The sequence below is a fragment of the Pseudomonas sp. 1 R 17 genome (assembly GCF_900067035.1).
In the GTDB taxonomy this organism is placed as follows: Bacteria; Pseudomonadota; Gammaproteobacteria; order Pseudomonadales; family Pseudomonadaceae; genus Aquipseudomonas; species Aquipseudomonas marginalis.
Map to the genome: position 1 here is coordinate 65,888 of NZ_FKLB01000029.1, position 17,575 is coordinate 83,462.

General features: G+C 61.1%; 15 protein-coding genes. 12 read left to right on the forward strand and 3 right to left on the reverse strand.

What is annotated here, in order from left to right; all coding sequences use genetic code 11:
* Window positions 1-8: 8 nt before the first annotated feature.
* A complete protein-coding gene (gatA, locus tag BFP99_RS08935) occupies window positions 9-1,460 on the reverse strand; it encodes an Asp-tRNA(Asn)/Glu-tRNA(Gln) amidotransferase subunit GatA (RefSeq protein WP_065947112.1) in 1,452 nt (483 codons plus the stop codon).
* Between the two features lie 16 nt (window positions 1,461-1,476).
* A complete protein-coding gene (gene gatC / locus BFP99_RS08940; protein WP_003171764.1) occupies window positions 1,477-1,764 on the reverse strand; it encodes an Asp-tRNA(Asn)/Glu-tRNA(Gln) amidotransferase subunit GatC in 288 nt (95 codons plus the stop codon).
* A gap of 210 nt (window positions 1,765-1,974) precedes the next feature.
* Here gatC and mreB point away from each other — a divergent pair, with 210 nt between their 5' ends.
* From mreB to tldD, 8 genes are all read left to right on the forward strand, one after another.
* Entirely contained in the window at window positions 1,975-3,012 is a 1,038-nt protein-coding gene (gene mreB, locus BFP99_RS08945) for a rod shape-determining protein MreB (RefSeq protein WP_002555108.1), read from the forward strand.
* 138 nt (window positions 3,013-3,150) lie between these two features.
* On the forward strand, window positions 3,151-4,272 hold the full coding sequence (gene mreC, locus BFP99_RS08950) for a rod shape-determining protein MreC (RefSeq protein ID WP_083221158.1): 1,122 nt from the start codon (window positions 3,151-3,153) through the stop codon (window positions 4,270-4,272).
* A complete protein-coding gene (mreD, locus tag BFP99_RS08955) occupies window positions 4,272-4,760 on the forward strand; it encodes a rod shape-determining protein MreD (RefSeq protein ID WP_027604826.1) in 489 nt (162 codons plus the stop codon). The genes mreC and mreD overlap by 1 nt, the downstream gene beginning before the upstream one ends.
* 51 nt (window positions 4,761-4,811) lie before the next feature.
* The gene (locus tag BFP99_RS08960) at window positions 4,812-5,408 is read left to right on the forward strand and encodes a Maf family protein (RefSeq protein ID WP_027604825.1); all 597 of its coding nucleotides are present in this window, start codon (window positions 4,812-4,814) and stop codon (window positions 5,406-5,408) included.
* Between the two features lie 71 nt (window positions 5,409-5,479).
* Window positions 5,480-6,937 (forward strand): ribonuclease G, encoded by a 1,458-nt coding sequence (gene rng, locus BFP99_RS08965; protein ID WP_010213134.1) that lies wholly within the window; start codon window positions 5,480-5,482, stop codon window positions 6,935-6,937.
* A 76-nt stretch (window positions 6,938-7,013) separates the two neighbouring features.
* Window positions 7,014-10,829, forward strand: a complete 3,816-nt coding sequence (locus BFP99_RS08970) for a YhdP family protein (protein ID WP_065947113.1) — start codon at window positions 7,014-7,016, stop codon at window positions 10,827-10,829.
* A gap of 48 nt (window positions 10,830-10,877) precedes the next feature.
* Entirely contained in the window at window positions 10,878-11,726 is an 849-nt protein-coding gene (locus BFP99_RS08975; protein ID WP_065924299.1) for a carbon-nitrogen hydrolase family protein, read from the forward strand.
* A 16-nt stretch (window positions 11,727-11,742) separates the two neighbouring features.
* Entirely contained in the window at window positions 11,743-13,185 is a 1,443-nt protein-coding gene (gene tldD / locus BFP99_RS08980; protein ID WP_065924298.1) for a metalloprotease TldD, read from the forward strand.
* 44 nt (window positions 13,186-13,229) lie between these two features.
* Here the strand turns inward: tldD and yjgA are convergent, their stop codons facing one another.
* Complete coding sequence (yjgA, locus tag BFP99_RS08985; RefSeq protein WP_065947114.1) at window positions 13,230-13,751, reverse strand: ribosome biogenesis factor YjgA; 522 nt, start codon at window positions 13,749-13,751, stop codon at window positions 13,230-13,232.
* 108 nt (window positions 13,752-13,859) lie between these two features.
* Between yjgA and pmbA the strand changes: the two genes are divergently transcribed.
* The 4 genes from pmbA to BFP99_RS09005 all read left to right on the forward strand — a co-directional run bounded on the left by pmbA (window position 13,860) and on the right by BFP99_RS09005 (window position 17,574).
* Window positions 13,860-15,206 carry a metalloprotease PmbA gene (gene pmbA / locus BFP99_RS08990; RefSeq protein ID WP_065947115.1) on the forward strand — a complete coding sequence of 449 codons (1,347 nt, stop codon included), beginning with the start codon at window positions 13,860-13,862 and terminating at the stop codon, window positions 15,204-15,206.
* Between the two features lie 147 nt (window positions 15,207-15,353).
* Window positions 15,354-15,749 carry a hypothetical protein gene (locus tag BFP99_RS08995; protein WP_027604820.1) on the forward strand — a complete coding sequence of 132 codons (396 nt, stop codon included), beginning with the start codon at window positions 15,354-15,356 and terminating at the stop codon, window positions 15,747-15,749.
* Window positions 15,742-17,118, forward strand: a complete 1,377-nt coding sequence (locus BFP99_RS09000) for a class II fumarate hydratase (protein WP_065947116.1) — start codon at window positions 15,742-15,744, stop codon at window positions 17,116-17,118. The genes BFP99_RS08995 and BFP99_RS09000 overlap by 8 nt, the downstream gene beginning before the upstream one ends.
* A 27-nt stretch (window positions 17,119-17,145) precedes the next feature.
* Entirely contained in the window at window positions 17,146-17,574 is a 429-nt protein-coding gene (locus tag BFP99_RS09005) for a hypothetical protein (RefSeq protein ID WP_024073462.1), read from the forward strand.
* Window position 17,575 lies beyond the last annotated feature (1 nt).

Below are 17,575 nucleotides of genomic sequence, written 5' to 3' on the forward strand. Positions count from 1 at the left end.
TGTTCTCCTCAGAAGCCGGTAGGGGTGCGAGTGTGCCAGTCGGTGTTCAACTGGTACTGGTGCGCCACATTGAGCAGGCGGCCTTCCTGGAAGTACGGGGCGAGCAATTGCACGCCCACCGGCAGGCCATCGACGAAACCGGCAGGCATGGACAAGCCCGGCAGGCCCGCGAGGTTGGCGGTGATGGTGTAGAGGTCTTCCAGGTACTCGGCAATCGGGTCGCCGGTCTTGGCGCCGATCTTCCAGGCCGGGTTCGGCGTGGTTGGGCCGAGGATCACGTCGACTTCTTCAAAGGCAGCCATGAAGTCGTTCTTGATCAGGCGTCGGATCTTTTGCGCCTTGAGGTAGTACGCGTCGTAATAGCCGGCGGACAGGGCGTAGGCACCGACCATGATCCGGCGTTGCACTTCGGCGCCGAAGCCTTCGCCACGGGAGCGTTTGTACAGGTCGGTCAGGTCCTTCGGGTTCTCGCAGCGGTAGCCGAAGCGCACGCCGTCGAAACGCGACAGGTTGGAAGAGGCTTCTGCCGGCGCGATCACGTAGTAGGCAGGAATCGCATGCTGGTTGTTCGGCAGGCTGATTTCCTTGATCACGGCGCCGAGCTTTTCCAGCTCCTTGACGCTGTTGTGCACCAATTCGGCAATGCGCGGGTCGAGACCGGCGCTGAAGTATTCCTTCGGCACGCCGATGCGCAGGCCCTTGAGCGAAGCATTGAGGCTGGCGCTGTAGTCCGGCACCGGTTCATCGATGCTGGTGGAGTCCTGGGCGTCGAAGCCTGCCATGCCTTGTAACAAAATCGCGCAGTCTTCGGCCGTGCGGGCCAGTGGGCCGCCCTGATCGAGGCTGGAGGCGTAGGCGATCATGCCCCAGCGGGAAACCCGACCGTAGGTCGGCTTCAGGCCGGTGAGGTTGGTGAAGGCCGCCGGCTGGCGGATCGAGCCGCCGGTGTCGGTCGCCGTGGCGGCTGGCAGGAAGCGCGCGGCAACGGCCGCAGCCGAACCACCGGACGAACCGCCGGGCACGTGTTCCAGATTCCACGGGTTCTTCACCGCGCCGTAGTAGCTCGACTCGTTGGCCGACCCCATGGCGAATTCGTCCATGTTGGTCTTGCCCAGGGTCACGGCCCCGGCAGCGGCCAGCTTGGCGACCACGGTGGCGTCGTAGGGCGCCTTGAAGTTGTCGAGCATCTTCGAGCCGCAGCTGGTGCGCACGCCCTGGGTGCAGAACAGGTCCTTGTGGGCGATCGGTGCGCCCAGCAGGGCACCGTTTTCACCGTTGGCGCGGCGTACATCCGCGGCCTTGGCCTGGCTCAGGGCCAGCTCTTCGGTGAGGCTGATGAAGCTGTTGACCTTGGGGTCCAGCTCGGCGATGCGCGCAAGCAGGGTCTTGGTCAGCTCTTCGGAAGAAAACTTTTTGTCGGCGAGACCGCGGGCGATCTCGGCCAGAGTCATGTGATGCATGAAAGGCTCTTTCCCTTTAGTCGATGACTTTCGGAACCAGGTACAGGCCGTTTTCGACCGCTGGCGCGATGGACTGGTAGGCCTCGCGATTATTGCGCTCGGTCACGACGTCTGCGCGCAGGCGCTGGCTGGCTTCCAGCGGGTGAGCCAGGGGCTCGATGCCGTCGGTATTCACGGCCTGCATTTGGTCAACCAGCCCGAGAATGCTGTTCAGGGCTGCGGTGGTCTGTGGAAGATCGGCTTCATTCAGGCCAAGCGAGGCCAGATGAGCGATTTTTTCCACGTCGGAGCGTTCAAGCGCCATGGGAATCTCCAGTGGAAAACAGAACGGAGGCTGTCCGTGTGTTAGATTGTCGGAACACTACCGCATTTCTACGGTCTTACGGCCGCGATTGTGGGGGTTGGTGCACAGAAAGTCGGCCAATTTAGCACATTGGCGCCTTGCCCAAAATCCCTGTCGTTGTTAGAGTTTGCCGCACTTTTTTACCCACGCGTTGCCTAGGGTCCTTTCCCCATGTTCAAGAAACTGCGTGGCATGTTTTCCAGCGATCTTTCCATTGACCTGGGCACTGCCAACACCCTTATTTACGTGCGCGAGCGCGGTATCGTCCTGAATGAGCCGTCGGTTGTGGCCATTCGGACCCATGGTAATCAGAAAAGTGTCGTTGCCGTCGGCACCGAGGCCAAGCGCATGCTCGGCCGAACACCAGGCAATATTGCTGCCATTCGTCCGATGAAAGACGGCGTGATCGCCGACTTCAGCGTCTGCGAAAAGATGCTGCAGTACTTCATCAACAAGGTTCACGAAAACAGTTTCCTGCAGCCCAGCCCTCGTGTGCTGATCTGTGTTCCGTGCAAATCCACCCAGGTGGAGCGTCGTGCCATCCGTGAATCGGCCCTTGGCGCCGGTGCCCGCGAAGTGTTCCTGATCGAAGAGCCGATGGCTGCTGCGATCGGTGCCGGCCTGCCGGTTGAAGAAGCGCGCGGTTCGATGGTGGTGGATATCGGTGGTGGTACCACTGAAATCGCCCTGATTTCCCTGAACGGTGTGGTGTATGCCGAATCCGTACGTGTAGGCGGCGACCGTTTCGACGAAGCGATCATCACTTATGTACGTCGCAACTACGGCAGCCTGATCGGCGAATCCACCGCCGAGCGCATCAAGCAGGAAATCGGTACCGCTTACCCGGGCGGCGAAGTTCGCGAAGTCGATGTTCGCGGTCGCAACCTGGCCGAAGGCGTTCCACGTGCCTTCACCCTGAACTCCAATGAAGTGCTGGAAGCTCTGCAAGAGTCCCTGGCCACCATCGTTCAGGCTGTGAAGAGCGCTCTGGAGCAATCGCCGCCGGAGCTGGCTTCTGACATCGCCGAGCGAGGCCTGGTGCTGACCGGTGGTGGCGCCCTGTTGCGCGACCTCGACAAGCTGCTGGCCCAGGAAACCGGCCTGCCGGTGATCGTCGCCGAAGACCCGCTGACCTGCGTTGCCCGTGGCGGTGGTCGTGCACTGGAAATGATGGATAAACACACCATGGACCTGCTCTCCAGCGAATAAGATCGTTGGTTGCACCATGTTTCGCCCGCAGGCAGCACTTTGCAGTGCTGCCTGTTGGCGTTTATCTTCTTCAATCTGCATCCAGGCCGGTTAGATGCCGTATGAATAAAGAGAACATTTGCCTGGGAGGAGCGGCCTATTAAACCGCTTTTCGCCAAAGGCCCCTCATTGGGCGTGCGCTTATTGGTGCTGGTCGTGCTTTCGGTCGCATTGATGGTGGTCGATGCCCGCTTTGCGCTGCTCAAGCCGGTGCGTAGCCAAATGTCGCTGGTGTTGATGCAGACCTACTGGATCACCGACCTGCCGCAACGTCTCTACCAGGGCGTGGCCAGCCAATTTGGCAGCCGCACCGAACTGGTTGCCGAGAACGAAAAACTCAAGACCGAAAACCTGCTGTTGCAGGGGCGCATGCAAAAGCTGGCAGCCCTCACCGAGCAGAACGTTCGGCTGCGCGAGTTGCTTAACTCTTCTGCGTTGGTCAACGAAAAGGTCGAAGTGGCCGAGTTGATCGGCATGGACCCCAACCCCTTTACCCATCGCATCATCATCAACAAGGGTGAGCGCGACGGTGTGGTCCTTGGTCAGCCGGTACTGGATGCCCGGGGACTGATGGGGCAGGTCGTCGAGCTGATGCCCTACACCTCGCGGGTCCTGCTGCTGACGGACACCACCCACAGCATTCCGGTGCAGGTCAACCGTAACGGCTTGCGCGCGATTGCCAGCGGTACCGGTAACCCTGAGCGCCTGGAATTACGTCACGTCGCGGATACGGCCGACATCAAGGAAGGCGACCTGCTGGTCAGCTCCGGCCTGGGCCAGCGGTTCCCGGCAGGCTATCCGGTGGCAACGGTCAAGGAAGTGATCCACGATTCCGGCCAGCCCTTCGCCATTGTGCGTGCCGTGCCCACTGCCGCCCTGAACCGCAGCCGCTACCTGTTGCTGGTGTTCAGCGACAACCGTACTCCGGAAGAACGCGCCAACGACGCCGCCCAGGCCCAGGAAGCGGAAGACAAGAAGAACGGCACCGCGCCGATCATTCCTGCGACCGTGCCCAAGCCTCAGTCGACTACCCCCGCTGTACCGGCGGCAACTCCGGCAGCTACTGCGCCTGTGGCCACACCGGTCAAGCCTGCGGTCCATAGCGTGCACCCGGTGAAACCGACTGCAGCGAAACCGCCGGCCACCACGCCTGCCACTACGACGCCCGCTGCGAAGCCTCCAGCCGCAGCCCCGGCCACCATACGGCAGAGGGAGGAATAATGGCCGGTACTCATTCGAGCAATGGCTGGATCGTCTGGCTGACATTCGCCATCGGCTTGCTGCTCAGCGTTTCGCCGCTGCCGCAGTTCATGGAGATCCTGCGTCCGCTGTGGCTGGCATTGCTGCTGGCATTCTGGTCGCTGAACCTGCCGCATAAAGTGGGCATGGTCACGGCCATGTTCCTGGGCTTGGCGGAAGATGTGCTGTATGGCACCTTGCTGGGCCAGAACGCGTTGATCCTGACCCTGATCACCTTCCTGGTGCTGTCGTTGCAGCAGCGCCTGCGCATGTTCCCGATGTGGCAGCAATGCCTGGTGATCCTGGTGATCTTCGGCCTGGCGCAGTTGGTACAGTTGTGGCTCAGTGCCTTGACCGGCAACCGCCAGCCAACCCTGGCGCTGGTGTTGCCGGCCCTGGTCAGTGCGCTGTTGTGGCCGTGGATCAGCTTCGGCCTGCGTGGGTTACGTCGTCGCTATAAAATCAATTGAATGGATTGCGAGGCTCTGCCTGGTTATCGAACCCCACAGGGAGAGTCTGCAATGAATTCGCTATATCTGGCCTCGGGCTCCCCGAGGCGGCGTGAACTGCTGACCCAGATCGGTGTGCCTTTCACCGTGGTCAGCGCCGCCATTGATGAAACCCCTCTTACAAACGAAACCCCTGTTTCCTACGTCGAGCGTCTCGCTCGCGGTAAGGCCGCAGCGGGTTTTGCTGCGCTCGGGCAACGCTCGGCCGCCTGCGTCCTGGGCGCCGATACCGCAGTGATCGTGGACGGCAAGATCCTCGGCAAGCCCGTAGACCAAGCCGATGCGTTGGCGATGTTGATGGCACTGGCGGGGCGTGAACATGAAGTTCTGACTGCGATTGCCCTGACTGACGGCCAGCGCTGTGAAACCCGATGTGTAAGCAGTCGTGTACTTTTCCGTGGGATTTCTGTCGAGGAGGCTACAAGCTACTGGCACAGCGGCGAACCCCAGGACAAGGCGGGCGGCTATGCTATCCAAGGGCTTGGCTCGGTGTTTGTGGCCGGGCTCAATGGCAGCTATTCCGCCGTGGTAGGCCTGCCGGTGTGCGAAACCGCGCAACTGCTTGCCCAATTCGGCATACCCTGTTGGCAAAACCTTACCGCGCGCTGAACGCGTTACTCCAGCGCCCAGCCTTACAGCGATCGGTCACTATTGTGAAAACGCCTGAACGAGACCCAGCCATGAGTGAAGAGATTCTGATCAATATCACGCCGATGGAATCGCGCGTGGCGGTGGTAGAGAACGGTGTTCTGCAAGAAGTGCATGTCGAGCGCACCCAGAAACGCGGGATCGTCGGCAATATCTACAAGGGCAAGGTGGTGCGGGTGTTGCCGGGGATGCAGGCGGCATTTGTCGATATCGGCCTGGACCGGGCAGCATTTATCCACGCCTCGGAGATTTCCCTGCGCGAAGGGCCGGCGGTGGAAAGCATCAGTGCCTTGGTGCATGAAGGGCAGAGCCTGGTGGTGCAAGTCACCAAGGACCCCATCGGCTCCAAGGGCGCACGCCTGACCACTCAACTGTCGATTCCGTCGCGCTACCTGGTGTATATGCCGCGCACCGCCCATGTCGGCATTTCCCTGAAAATTGAAGACGAAGCCGAGCGCGAGCGCCTGAAAAAGGTGGTCAGCGACTGCGTGGCCGCTGAAGGTATCAAGGAAGCGGGCGGCTTTATCCTGCGCACCGCAGCCGAGGGCGCCGGTGCCGACGAAATCCTCATGGACATTCGCTACCTGCGGCGCCTGTGGGACCAGATCGGCGCACAGATCAAGACCATCGGCGCGCCGAGTGTGATCTACGAAGACCTGGGCCTGGCCCTGCGTACCTTGCGCGACCTGGTCAGCCCCAAGATCGAGAAAATTCGCATCGACTCGCGGGAAACCTTCCAGCGCACCACGCAATTTGTTGCCGAGCTGATGCCGGAAATTGCCGATCGCCTGGAGCATTATCCTGGCGAACGGCCGATCTTCGACCTGTATGGCGTCGAGGACGAAATCCAGAAAGCCCTGGAGCGCAAGGTGCCGCTCAAGTCCGGTGGCTACCTGGTGGTGGACCCGGCGGAAGCGATGACCACCATCGACGTCAACACCGGCGCGTTCGTAGGCCATCGCAACCTTGAAGAGACCATCTTCAAGACCAATCTCGAAGCGGCCACGGCGATTGCTCGTCAACTGCGCCTGCGTAACCTGGGCGGCATCATCATCATCGACTTCATCGACATGGAAGATGAAGAGCACCAGCGCCAGGTGCTGCGCACGCTCGAAAAACAGCTGGAGCGCGATCACGCCAAGACCAATATCATCGGCATCACCGAGCTGGGCCTGGTGCAGATGACCCGCAAGCGCACCCGCGAGAGCCTGGAGCAGGTGCTGTGCGAGCCCTGCAGCAGTTGCCAGGGCCGCGGTAAGTTGAAGACTCCGGAAACGGTTTGCTACGAGATTTTCCGGGAGATCCTCCGAGAGGCACGGGCCTACCAGGCCGAAGGTTATAGAGTGCTTGCCAACCAGAAAGTGGTCGACCGCCTGCTGGATGAAGAGTCCGGTAACGTGGCTGAGCTGGAGGGGTTTATCGGGCGTACGATTCGCTTCCAGGTCGAAACCATGTATTCCCAGGAACAATATGACGTGGTGCTGCTCTGATCCCCATTCGCTTTCTTTTTACGCGACTCGCAGACCTTGATCTGCAGTCCGACTACTGCCTTGAGGGTCGCCTGACATGGAGCGTCTGACACGCTTTTTTGCCGCTTTGACCCGTTGGGGCCTTGGGCTGTGCGCCTTGCTGCTGGTGTTGGCGGCGGTGTATGTGAGCCTGGGGCGTGAATTGACCCCGCTGGTGGCCGAATACCGCGCGGAAATCGAAGCCAAGGCCCAGGCTGCGGTGGACATGCCTGTGCACATCGGCAGCCTTGAAGGCCGCTGGAGCGGTTTTGCGCCCGTGTTGCTGGCCCACGACGTAATGGTCGGCGAGGGCAGCAGTGCCTTGCGCCTGGACCAGGTCGAAGTGGTGCCGGACATGTGGGCCAGCCTGACGGCGCGCGAAGTGCGTATTGCGCACCTGGAAGTCAGTGGCCTGCAACTGAGCGCCAAGGAAGACAAGGACGGCCATTGGGCGCTCCAAGGCTTGCCGATACAGGACGACCAGCCGCTGGACCCGGAGCAATTGCTCAAGCGCATGCAGATGGTCAAGCGCGTATCGCTGCTCGACAGCCAGGTCACCCTGCAACCGTTCGACCAGGCGCCGCTGACCCTGACGTATGTGGGCTTGAGCCTGCACACGGGCGTCACCCGCCAGCGCCTGGACGCTCGCCTGACCTTGCCCGACGGCCAGCCCCTGGCCCTGAGCCTGCGCAGCCGCATTCGCGCGAGCCAGTGGAAGGACGCGGAAGTCGAGGCCTACCTGAGCCTGCCGCAGAGCGACTGGGCCAAGTGGATCCCCGCCAGGCTGACCCAGCAGTGGAAACTCACGCAGTTCAAGGCCGGCGGTGAGTTCTGGCTGAACTGGGGTAAAGGCACGGTGCAACGTGCGGTCGTGCGCCTCAACTCGCCGCAGGTGAAGGGCAGCTACGCCGAACGCAAGCCGGTGCATATCGAAAACCTTGCACTCACGGCCTATCTGCAACGCAGCGATACCGGCTTGAAGGTGTTGTTTGATTCCCTGGCGATGAACCTGGGCGAGACCCGATGGGAATCGCGCCTGCAATTGCAGCAGACCCTGGCGACCGACACGGCCCAGGAAGCCTGGAAGCTGCAGGCTGACCGCCTTGACCTGACCCCCATCACACCGTTGCTCAACGCCCTGGCGCCGCTGCCGGAAGGCGTCGCCAAGACCGTCGAGCACCTGAAGGCCACCGGCCTGCTGCGTAATGTGCTGGTGGATTTCCGTCCTCAAGACACCACCGATCAAAAAGTCAGCTTTGCCGCCAACCTGGAACGGGTCGGGTTTGACGCCTACTTCGGTGCGCCGGCCGCACGCAACGTTTCCGGCAGCATCAGCGGCGACCTGGGCCAGGGCGAGTTGCGCATGGACAGCAAGGATTTTTCCCTGCACCTCGATCCGATCTTCGCCAAGCCCTGGCAATACCTCCAGGCCAATGCACGCCTGACGTGGAAGCTGGATAAACAAGGCTTCACCCTGATCGCCCCGTATATCAAGGTGCTGGGGGAAGAGGGCAAGATCGCCGCCGATTTCCTGATTCGCCTGCATTTCGACCATAGCCAGGAAGACTATATGGACCTGCGGGTCGGTATGGTCGATGGCGATGGACGCTTTACCCCTAAATACCTGCCGGCCGTACTGAGCCCCGCGTTGGATGAGTGGCTGCGAACGGCAATTCTCAAGGGCGCGGTGGACCAGGGGTTCTTCCAGTACCAGGGCTCGCTGAACCACGACGCATTGCCGGCCGCGCGCAATATCAGCCTGTTCTTCAAGGTGCATGACGCCGAACTGGCGTTCCAGCCGGGTTGGCCCCATGTGAACAAGGTCAATGGTGAAGTGTTTGTCGAAGAGACGGGCGTACGCATCCTGGCCAGCAAGGGGCAGTTGCTCGACACCAAGGTCAAGGACGTCTACGTCAATATTCCCCACGCGCCGTCCGGCAAGGAAAGCCATCTGCTGCTTACCGGTGGTTTTGCCGGTGGCCTGGGTGATGGGCTGAAGATTCTCCAGGAAGCGCCAATTGGTACGGCCTCCACCTTCGCCGGCTGGAAAGGCGAGGGAGACCTGCAGGGCTCGCTGGATCTGGACGTTCCGCTGGTCAAGGGCATCGAGCCCAGGATCGTGGTGGATTTCCAGACTGACAAGGCACGCCTGCAATTGGCGGAACCGCCTCTGGACCTGACGCAGCTCAAGGGTAATTTCCGCTTCGATAGCGCCAAGGGCTTGAGCGGCGAAAAGATTACCGCCCAGGCATTTGACCGGCCGATCACCGCGCAGATCTTTGCCGATGGCAAGCCAGGCAATATCAGCACCCGTGTCGCTGCCAAGGGGCAGGTGACGGTCAAGCGTCTGACGGATTGGTTGAAAGTCAGTCAGCCGTTGCCGGTGTCCGGTGATATTTCGTATCAGTTACAGCTCAACCTGGACGGTGCCGACAGCCAACTGATGGTCAGCTCCAACCTCAAGGGCGTTGCGGTGGACTTGCCGGCGCCGTTCGGCATGCCGGCCAGCCAGGGACGTGACAGCGTATTCCGCATGACCTTGCAGGGGGCTGAGCGCCGCTACTGGTTTGATTACGGTGAGTTGGCCAACTTCACCTTTGCCGCGCCGCCGGACAAACTCAATGACGGCCGTGGCGAGTTGTTCCTTGGCGATGGCGATGCCGTGCTGCCAGGCGCCAAGGGCTTGCGCATCCGTGGCGTACTCTCGGAGCTGGATATCGACCCGTGGAAAAAACTGGTGAACCAGTATGCTGGCAATGACCCAGGTGGCAGTGCCAAGCAGCTGCTGAGCGGTGCCGAATTCAAGATTGGCAAGCTCACCGGCCTGGGTACCCAGTTCGATCAGGTTAACCTGCAGTTGGATCGAAAGCCCGCTGCCTGGGGCTTACAGTTCGACAGCCAGCAGGCCAAGGGGGCGGTGAACCTGCCGGATGCCAAGGGCGCGCCGATTGCGGTCAACCTGCAATACGTGAAGCTGCCGGCGGTGGACCCGACGGTACAGGCTGATGAAAATGCACCGGACCCGTTGGCCAGTATCGATCCCAAGGATATTCCGGCGCTGGATATCGCCATTGACCAGCTGTTCCAGGGGCCGGACCTGATTGGCGCCTGGTCACTCAAGATCCGGCCAACGGCCAAAGGCCTGGCCTTCAATACGCTGGACCTGGGCCTCAAGGGCATGCAACTCAAGGGCGCCGGCGGATGGGAAGGTGTCCCGGGTGACAGCAGCAGTTGGTACAAGGGGCGCCTGGACGGCAAGAACATCGCCGATGTACTCAAAGGCTGGGGCTATGCGCCCACGGTCACCAGCGAGGATTTCCACCTGGATGTGGATGGGCGGTGGCCGGGTTCGCCGGCCTGGGTCGGGCCTAAACGTTTCTCCGGCAGCCTGGATGCGACGTTCCGTAAAGGTCAGTTTGTCGAGGTGGAAGGTGGCGCCCAGGCGCTGCGGGTATTCGGCCTGCTCAACTTCAACTCCATCGGGCGCCGCCTGCGCCTGGACTTCTCCGACCTGCTGGGCAAGGGCTTGAGTTATGACCGGGTCAAGGGCCAATTGGTCGCCAGCAATGGCGTGTTCGTGACGCGCGAGCCGATCACCATGACCGGCCCGTCGAGCAACCTGGAGCTCAACGGCACCCTGGACCTGGTGGCTGACCGTGTCGATGCGAAGTTGCTGGTGACGTTGCCGGTGACCAACAACCTGCCGATTGCCGCGCTGATCGTGGGCGCGCCGGCGATTGGTGGCGCACTGTTCCTGATCGACAAGCTGATCGGTGACCGTGTTTCGCGTTTCGCCAGCGTGCAATACAAGGTGGAAGGCCCATGGAAGGATCCAAAAATCACCTTCGACAAGCCCTTTGAAAAACCAAACTGAGAGCCTGTGGAGTAGCATGGCCCCATGCCTTTTACGGAGTATCGGCCCATGTCCTTTGCAGTAATCCAAATGGTCAGTCAGAGCGATGTGCTGGCCAACCTGGTCCAGGCCCGGCGCTTGTTGGAACAAGCGGCGGCCGGCGGTGCGAAGCTGGCGGTGCTGCCGGAAAACTTTGCCGCCATGGGCCGCCGCGACGTGGCGGATATCGGCCGCGCCGAGGCACTGGGTGAAGGTCCGATCCTGCCATGGTTGAAACAGACCGCCCGCGACCTCACCTTATGGATAGTGGCTGGCACACTGCCGTTGCCGCCCAAGGATCAACCGCACGCCAAATCCAATGCCTGCTCGCTGCTGATCGATGATCGCGGCGAAGTCGTCGCCCGTTACGACAAGCTGCATTTGTTTGATGTGGACGTGGCGGACGCCCGGGGTCGCTATCGGGAGTCCGATGACTATGCTTTCGGGAGTAACGTGGTGGTGGCGGATACGCCGGTCGGCCGTTTGGGCCTGACGGTGTGCTACGACTTGCGCTTCCCCGAGCTGTACAGCGAGCTGCGCGCGGCGGGGGCTGAATTGATTACTGCGCCCTCGGCCTTTACCGCCGTGACCGGTGCCGCCCACTGGGATGTGCTGATTCGTGCACGGGCCATCGAAACCCAGTGTTACCTGCTGGCGGCCGCCCAGGGCGGTGTGCATCCAGGGCCACGGGAAACCTATGGTCATGCGGCGATCGTCGACCCATGGGGCCAGGTGCTGGCACAACAGGATCAAGGCGAAGCGGTGTTGCTGGCCGAACGCGATAGCAGTGAACAGGCGTCGATACGGGCGCGCATGCCGGTGGTCAACCATCGGCGCTTTTTCTCGCAGGGCGCCCAGCGGCCTGCTTCAGAACGATGAATTTAAGGCCAAACCTATGAGCGAGTTGTTGTCCTCAGTCAGTGAACACCTCCTGGCACCCGGTGGCGTGACCATCGAAAGCTTGCAAACCGTGCTCGGCGATCTGGCCGGGCCAGGCATCGATGCCGCCGACCTGTATTTCCAGGGGCAGATCTCCGAGTCCTGGGCCCTGGAAGATGGCATCGTCAAGGAAGGCAGTTTCAATCTTGACCAAGGCGTAGGCGTCCGCGCGCAATCCGGTGAAAAGACCGGTTTTGCCTACAGTAACGCGATCACTCTGGAGGCGTTGGGCCTGGCCGCACGTGCTGCGCGTTCGATCTCCCGTGCCGGTCAACATGGCACGGTACAGGCGTTCAGTACCCAGGACGTGGCGCAGTTGTATGCGCCGGACAACCCCCTGGAAGTGATCAGCCGCGCGGAAAAGGTCGAGTTGCTCAAGCGTATCGATGCGGCCACTCGCGCTCTGGACCCGCGTATCCAGCAGGTCTCCGTGAGCATGGCCGGTGTGTGGGAACGCATCCTGGTGGCGTCCACCGACGGGGGGCTGGCGGCGGACGTACGGCCGCTGGTGCGTTTCAATGTCAGCGTGATCGTCGAGCAGAACGGCCGCCGCGAGCGTGGCGGCCACGGCGGCGGCGGGCGTACCGACTACCGTTACTTCCTCACCGACGACCGTGCCATGGGCTATGCCCGTGAGGCTTTGCGCCAGGCGTTGGTGAACCTGGAAGCCATTCCTGCGCCGGCCGGCACGCTGCCGGTGGTGTTGGGCTCGGGCTGGTCCGGCGTATTGCTGCACGAGGCCGTGGGCCATGGCCTGGAAGGCGATTTCAACCGCAAGGGCAGTTCCGCCTACAGCGGGCGCATGGGCGAGATGGTTGCGTCCAAGCTCTGCACCATTGTCGATGATGGCACCCTGGCCGGTCGCCGCGGCTCGCTGAGCGTCGATGATGAAGGCACGCCGACCGAATGCACCACCTTGATTGAAAACGGTGTGCTCAAGGGCTACATGCAAGACAAGCTCAATGCCCGCCTGATGGGCGTTGCGCGCACCGGTAATGGCCGTCGCGAATCTTATGCGCACCTGCCGATGCCACGCATGACCAACACCTACATGCTCGGTGGCGAAAGCGACCCGGCGGAGATCATCGCCTCGGTGAAGCGTGGCATCTACTGCGCCAACCTCGGCGGCGGCCAGGTGGATATCACCAGCGGCAAGTTCGTGTTCTCTACCAGCGAGGCATACCTGATCGAAGACGGCAGGATTACCGCGCCGGTCAAAGGGGCAACGTTGATTGGCAATGGCCCGGAAGCCATGAGCAAGGTGTCGATGGTCGGCAACGACCTGGCCCTGGACAGTGGTGTGGGCATGTGCGGGAAGGATGGGCAGTCGGTGCCGGTAGGGGTCGGCCAGCCAACGCTGAAAATTGATGCGATCACCGTGGGTGGCACGGGGTCGTAAGGGGGGAGCTTCGGGTGGCGAAGATCGCCACCCGGGGAAGGGCATCAACGCAGGCCGCGTTGAGTCTCGTCCAGCTCACGGATGTATTTGAAGATTTTACGGCTGGTGGCCGGCGCCTTGTTATGCGCCTGCTCGTGCTGGGCCTGACGGATCAGGGAGCGCAGTTGCTGGCGGTCCGCGTCCGGGTAGTCCAACACGAATTTCTCCAGCACCGCGTCATCGCCCGAGATCAGGCGGTCACGCCAACGTTCCATGTTATGGAAACGTTCGTTGTACTGGCGAGTGGAGGCATCGGTTTGATCAAGCAAGGCGAGAATGGCGTCAGTGTCCTGATCGCGCATCAGCTTGCCGATAAACATGATGTGCCGTTTACGCGCGATATTCGCGGTGTGCTTGGGTGCGTCCGCAAGCGCCCGGCGCATTTCGTCGGTCAGTGGCAGTTTTGCAATCAAGTCTTTCTTGAGCGTTGTAAGGCGCTCGCCAAGGTCAACCAGAGCATGCAGCTCACGTTTGACCTGGGTTTTGCTTTTCTCCCCATCGAGGGAGTCGTCGTAAGAATCAACCATGGTGGCAGTCCGCAAAGAAACGCCGCCATGATAACCAGTCGGGGGCCGCTTGTCCGGCCCGGTCGCTCGATGGCCTTAACCGAAAGCAGAATTTGAGTGGAGAAAACCATGAGTGCAGCCCAAAGCGTCGGTCCGCAAGCGTTACCGGCCCTGCAGGAACAAGTCGAGCAGATCCTTGCCGAGGCCAAGCGCCAGGGGGCCAGTGCCTGTGAAGTGGCGGTGTCGCTGGAGCAGGGGTTGTCGACGTCGGTACGTCAACGGGAAGTGGAAACCGTCGAATTCAACCGTGACCAAGGCTTTGGCATCACCTTGTATGTGGGGCAGCGCAAAGGTTCGGCCAGTACGTCGGCCAGCGGTCCGGAGGCCATACGCGAAACGGTTGCCGCGGCATTGGCGATTGCCCAGCACACTTCCGAGGATGAAAGCTCGGGCTTGGCCGATAAGGCGCTGATGGCCAAGGACTTGAAGGATTTCGATCTGTTCCATGCCTGGGACATCACGCCCGAGCGGGCCATCGAGCTGGCGCTGACCTGCGAAGCGGCGGCGTTCGATGCCGATGCCCGCATCAAGAACGCCGATGGCACCACGTTGAACACGCATCAGGGCTGTCGCGTCTACGGCAACAGCCACGGGTTTATCGGCGGGTATGCGTCCACGCGCCATAGTCTGAGCTGCGTGATGATCGCCGAGGCCAATGGCCAGATGCAGCGTGATTACTGGTACGACGTAAGTCGTCAGGGTGAGTTGCTGGCAGACCCGGTCAGCATTGGTCAGCGTGCCGCACAACGTGCCGCGAGCCGCCTGGGCGCGCGCCCGGTGCCGACGTGTGAAGTGCCTGTACTGTTTTCGGCGGAGCTGGCAGGCGGTTTGTTCGGCAGTTTCCTGAGTGCCATTTCCGGCGGCAACCTGTATCGCAAGTCTTCGTTCCTTGAAGGGGCGATTGGCCAGACGTTGTTTCCCGATTGGCTGACCATTGATGAGCGTCCGCACTTGATGCGGGCCATGGGCAGTTCGGCGTTCGATGGGGACGGCCTGGCCACGTATGCCAAGCCGTTCGTCGAAAACGGGGAGCTGGTGTCTTACGTACTCGGCACCTACTCAGGCCGCAAACTCGGCCTGCCAAGCACTGCCAACGCCGGTGGCGTGCATAACCTGTTCGTGACCCATGGCGATGAAGACCAGGCGGGGCTGTTGCGTCGCATGGGACGTGGTCTGTTGGTGACCGAATTGATGGGCCATGGCCTGAATATGGTCACTGGGGATTATTCCCGTGGCGCGGCGGGCTTCTGGGTGGAAAACGGTGAGATTCAGTTCGCCGTCCAGGAAGTGACCATCGCCGGCAACATGCGCGATATGTTCAAGCAGATCGTTGCCGTGGGAAATGACCTGGAGCTGCGCAGCAATATTCGCACAGGCTCGGTGCTGATCGAGCGGATGACTGTCGCAGGCAGCTAATCCCGCTACAGCGGCACAAAAAGGCGCGCCCTCTTACGGAGGGCGCGCCTTTTTTGTGGCCGTGTTTCAGAGGGATTGAGGTGCTAATCTTGTTTTGATTCTCAATATCATTTAATAATAAATATCATTATCGGATGAGTGTGGATCATGAGTTCTGTCCTGCATGAGGATCCTTACCTGGAAAGCTGGCGCTGGATGAGTCGCCAGATTCGCTGTGGTCTGGATCCCAATGAGCCTCGCCTGATCGAACATTACCTCAATGAGGGCCGATACCTGGCGTGCTGTACCGCGACCCATCCGTGGACCATCGCTGAAACCTCATTCCGCCTGCTGATCGACACCGCCAGCGATATCGCACTGCCGTGGCATTGGCGATCCCTGTGTCTGGATCAAGCCTGGCGCCCACTGCGCGACCTGGAAAAACTCTCTCACTGTGCGTGCCGCCTCAAGCGCTGGCAGACCTTTGCCTGGCAATTGGCGACCTGCGAACTGCTTCCCTCCATTTCCGTTTCTGACCTGGTGCAAGGATCTTCCGATGAGTAACACCCGTATCGAACGCGACAGCATGGGCGAACTGCAAGTCCCCGCCGAGGCCTTGTACGGTGCGCAAACCCAGCGCGCGGTGAACAACTTTCCGATCAGCCACCAACGCATGCCGGCGCAATTCATTCGCGCACTGATCCTGGCCAAGGCGGCGGCTGCCAAGGTCAACGTCGACCTCAAGCAGATCAGTGAAGGGCAGGGCAAAGCCATCGTCGATGCCGCCCAAGGCTTGCTCGAAGGCGATTACATGCGGCACTTCCCGGTGGATATCTTCCAGACCGGTTCCGGCACCAGTTCGAATATGAATGCCAACGAAGTGATTGCGACGCTCGCCAGCCGCTTGCTCGGCGAAGCGGTCAATCCCAACGATCATGTGAACTGCGGCCAAAGCAGCAACGACATCATTCCGACCACCATCCATGTCAGTGCTGCGCTGGTGCTGCACGAGCAAACGCTGCCGGCCCTGCTGCACCTGGTGCAGGTGATCGAGCAGAAAGCCGAAGAGGTTCACCCATTCATCAAGACCGGCCGCACGCACCTGATGGACGCCATGCCCGTGCGTATGAGCCAGGTGCTCAATGGTTGGGCCCAGCAACTCAAGGCCAACATCGGCCATCTGCAAGATTTGCTGCCGAGCCTGCAGGCTTTGGCCCAGGGCGGTACGGCGGTGGGCACCGGGATCAACGCGCACCCGGAATTCGCCGCGCGTTTCAGTCAACAGCTCAGTAGCCTGGCGGGTGTGAAATTCACCCCCGGCAAGAACCTGTTCGCGCTGATCGGCTCCCAGGACACTGCTGTCGCCGTCTCCGGCCAGTTGAAAGCCACCGCCGTATCGCTGATGAAAATTGCCAATGACCTGCGCTGGATGAACTCCGGCCCGCTGGCCGGCCTGGGGGAAATCGAACTGGAGGGCCTGCAGCCGGGGTCTTCGATCATGCCAGGCAAGGTCAATCCAGTGATTCCGGAAGCGACCGCCATGGTCGCTGCACAAGTCATCGGCAATGACACGGTGATCACCGTTGCCGGCCAATCCGGCAACTTCGAATTAAACGTGATGTTGCCGATCATTGCCCAGAACCTGCTCAGCAGCCTCGAGTTGCTGGCCAATTCCAGCCGTCTGCTGGCAGACAAGGCCATCGCCAGCTTCAAGGTCAACGAAGCCAAGCTCAAGGAAGCGCTGTCGCGCAACCCGATCCTGGTCACCGCACTCAACCCGATCATTGGTTACCAAAAGGCCGCTGAGATTGCCAAGAAAGCTTATCAGCAGGGCCGTCCGGTGATTGAGGTGGCCCTTGAGCACACCGACCTGCCCCGTAGCCAACTGGAAGTCCTGTTGGATCCGGAAAAACTCACGGCTGGCGGCGTGTAATCACCGACCCTGCTTTGGAGGCTCACCATGGAGCACTGGAAACGCACGATCGAACGGGCCAATCGCTGCTTTATGCAGGGCGAATTGGTTGACGCTCGCGAGGCCTATCTGCAAGCCCTGGCCCTGGCTCAAGTGCTGTTCGAGCGCTGGGCGAATGCCGACGAAGCAGTGGCGGCCTGCGTCATTTCCCATCACAACCTGGCGGATTTGCACCTGCGCCTGAATCAGCCCGAGGAAAGCGCCGAATACCTCTGCGCTATTCACCAGCGCTTGCTCCAGGCCATGCAGGACGTGCGCCTGAGCCCGCAGCTGCGGGAAGCGGCCCTGCGCCAGAGCAGTAAGACTTACGTCGAACTGTTGAATTTCATCAGCGATCACGGTGAGTACCCGCGCACCCATCGCTTGCTGGGCGGTACTGCGGTGCAGCCGACCACGTCTCAATACGGAGCACATTGAT

What these genes read in the sequence shown, in the direction of transcription:
- gatA (WP_065947112.1), bottom strand. Translation starts at nt 1,460, where the DNA reads ATGCATCACATGACTCTGGCCGAGATCGCCCGCGGTCTCGCCGACAAA.
- gatC (WP_003171764.1), bottom strand. Translation starts at nt 1,764, where the DNA reads ATGGCGCTTGAACGCTCCGACGTGGAAAAAATCGCTCATCTGGCCTCG.
- mreB (WP_002555108.1), top strand. Translation starts at nt 1,975, where the DNA reads ATGTTCAAGAAACTGCGTGGCATGTTTTCCAGCGATCTTTCCATTGAC.
- mreD (WP_027604826.1), top strand. Translation starts at nt 4,272, where the DNA reads ATGGCCGGTACTCATTCGAGCAATGGCTGGATCGTCTGGCTGACATTC.
- BFP99_RS08960 (WP_027604825.1), top strand. Translation starts at nt 4,812, where the DNA reads ATGAATTCGCTATATCTGGCCTCGGGCTCCCCGAGGCGGCGTGAACTG.
- rng (WP_010213134.1), top strand. Translation starts at nt 5,480, where the DNA reads ATGAGTGAAGAGATTCTGATCAATATCACGCCGATGGAATCGCGCGTG.
- BFP99_RS08970 (WP_065947113.1), top strand. Translation starts at nt 7,014, where the DNA reads ATGGAGCGTCTGACACGCTTTTTTGCCGCTTTGACCCGTTGGGGCCTT.
- BFP99_RS08975 (WP_065924299.1), top strand. Translation starts at nt 10,878, where the DNA reads ATGTCCTTTGCAGTAATCCAAATGGTCAGTCAGAGCGATGTGCTGGCC.
- tldD (WP_065924298.1), top strand. Translation starts at nt 11,743, where the DNA reads ATGAGCGAGTTGTTGTCCTCAGTCAGTGAACACCTCCTGGCACCCGGT.
- yjgA (WP_065947114.1), bottom strand. Translation starts at nt 13,751, where the DNA reads ATGGTTGATTCTTACGACGACTCCCTCGATGGGGAGAAAAGCAAAACC.
- pmbA (WP_065947115.1), top strand. Translation starts at nt 13,860, where the DNA reads ATGAGTGCAGCCCAAAGCGTCGGTCCGCAAGCGTTACCGGCCCTGCAG.
- BFP99_RS08995 (WP_027604820.1), top strand. Translation starts at nt 15,354, where the DNA reads ATGAGTTCTGTCCTGCATGAGGATCCTTACCTGGAAAGCTGGCGCTGG.
- BFP99_RS09000 (WP_065947116.1), top strand. Translation starts at nt 15,742, where the DNA reads ATGAGTAACACCCGTATCGAACGCGACAGCATGGGCGAACTGCAAGTC.
- BFP99_RS09005 (WP_024073462.1), top strand. Translation starts at nt 17,146, where the DNA reads ATGGAGCACTGGAAACGCACGATCGAACGGGCCAATCGCTGCTTTATG.